Annotated in this window: 3 protein-coding genes; all 3 read right to left on the bottom strand. The window is 38.5% G+C overall.

Annotated features, from left to right (window positions below; all coding sequences use genetic code 11):
* Nucleotides 1-766 (bottom strand): DNA replication/repair protein RecF (gene recF, locus CCU_RS09245; protein WP_243440884.1); only part of this gene is annotated, 766 nt, incomplete at its 3' end.
* A gap of 32 nt (nt 767-798) precedes the next feature.
* Nucleotides 799-1008, bottom strand: a complete 210-nt coding sequence (locus tag CCU_RS09240; protein ID WP_015534430.1) for an RNA-binding S4 domain-containing protein — start codon at nt 1006-1008, stop codon at nt 799-801.
* A gap of 14 nt (nt 1009-1022) precedes the next feature.
* Nucleotides 1023-1950: DNA polymerase III subunit beta (dnaN, locus tag CCU_RS09235; protein WP_208896140.1), on the bottom strand; the 928-nt coding region annotated here is incomplete at its 5' end.

The raw sequence follows: 1950 nt of genomic DNA, 5'->3' as shown, positions 1-1950 counted from the left end.
GACCAGATTGTGTACTTGAATATCTGATATCCATCTCAGTCTTTTCCTGAAGTGTCTCATCGAATTTATCTTCATCGACATTGCACTCATACACTATCTCTAGCTTTTCCTTGCCCGATGTGAGATGACTGTGGATCTCCCCAATTATCTCATTCATCATGTCGATAAAATTTCTTCTCTCTTTTATTATCCTCGACCCATAGTCCACAAGCTGCATATTCCACACATCCAGTGTATCTATGAGACTTCTGTTATGATAAATCTGCTTTAACAGATTATTTCGCTGATTGAGTATCCTGTTATATGATGCCAGATTCTGATAATACAATCTGCTTATCTGACACAATTCAAGATCCATGAACCTTCTCCTCTCGGCTGGTCCATTTTTAATGATAGTCAGATCTTCAGGTGAAAAGAATATGACATTGAGAAGACCATATAATTCCGTGGCCCTCCTTATGGGTATGCCATCGATCGCCACTCCCTTATTTTTGCTCTTTCGAAGATGCATATCTATCTTGTGCGATATGTCTTTCTTGTTGACAAATAATCTTATATGGCTCTCATCTTCACCTATCTTTATGATATCTTTATCCTGCGTATTTTTTCTGTGTGACTTCGTAGTCGCTGCCATGTATATGGATTCAAGTATATTTGTCTTGCCCTGGGCGTTATCGCCGTACAGGATATTCGTATTTTTTCCAAATTCTACTTTCACATTACTGTAATTTCTGTAATTACTCAGCTCTATCGACTCTATATACATAACCTTCACCATCTGCAAGATGGCGACCACAATTATTTCTGAATACTTATCTTATCACCATCAAATTCTACTTCATCACCATCATAAAGCTTTCTTCCACGTCTGGTCTCTATCTCACCGTTAACCACAACCAGTCCCTGAACTATGACCTCCTTTGCGTCAACTCCTGACTCCACCAGACCGGCAGCCTTAAGCGCCTGTCCAAGCTTTATGAACTCATCTCTTAACTTGATTATCTCCATATTCTCACCCCTTCTTACTCTTCGTTGATTCCCATAGGAAGGATAAGGTAGATATATGTCTCTGCATCATCCTTGATAACACATGGAGATTTTGTATTGTTGAAATAAATAGTTACATTCTCATCGTCAATTACTCTGAGTGCATCTATTATAAGCTTTGGATTAAATCCAATGACAAGATTGTTACCTTCCTTCTCGATATCTATCTCCTCATTCAGAGAACCGATGAGAGAACTGATCTTGAGACCGAGAGTTCTGTCATCAATACTGAGTCTGATAGGCTTCTTGTCTGAATCCTTTATAAGAAGAGTTGCTCTGTCCAAACTGTCAAGGAACTCTCTCTTGTTTATCTTCATCTTGATCTGATAATCAACTGAGAGCATATGGCTTATTCTGAAATACTCGCCCTCTATCAGTCTTGAAACAACCTTTGTATTGTCAAACTCAAATAATATATTGTTGTCAGTGAAATAAATATTTACAGGATCATCAACTCCACCGTTCATGATCTTACTTATGTCGCTGAGGGATTTTCCTGGAACTACAACCTTAATGTCTGAATTATCTCCCTTGAGCTCTATATATCTGATGGATATTCTGTGTCCATCCAGAGAAACCACGCTGAGCTTATTGTTTGATACCTCAAATAACTCACCGGTCATAAGCTTATTGTTCTCATTATCTGATATAGAGAATATTGTCTGATTGATAACCTCTCTCAGCGCAAACTGAGATATGGTTATGAACTTATCCTTTGATACAACAGGAAGATTGGAGAAATCCTCTCCTGACTTTCCAGGTATGTTGAACTCAAGTCTCTCACACTTGATAAGTGTCTTGCTGTCCTTATCACTCTCTATAGTTATGTCACTGTCAGGAAGCTTTCTTATGAAATCTGAGAAAAGCTTTGCCTCGAGTGCAACCTTTCCGTCCTCTATAACA

Origin of the sequence: Coprococcus sp. ART55/1 (assembly GCF_000210595.1) — a bacterium.
Lineage (GTDB): Bacteria > Bacillota > Clostridia > Lachnospirales > Lachnospiraceae > Coprococcus > Coprococcus aceti.
The sequence above is the reverse complement of the archived record's forward strand: the minus strand, read 5'-3'. Positions and strand labels throughout refer to the sequence as shown.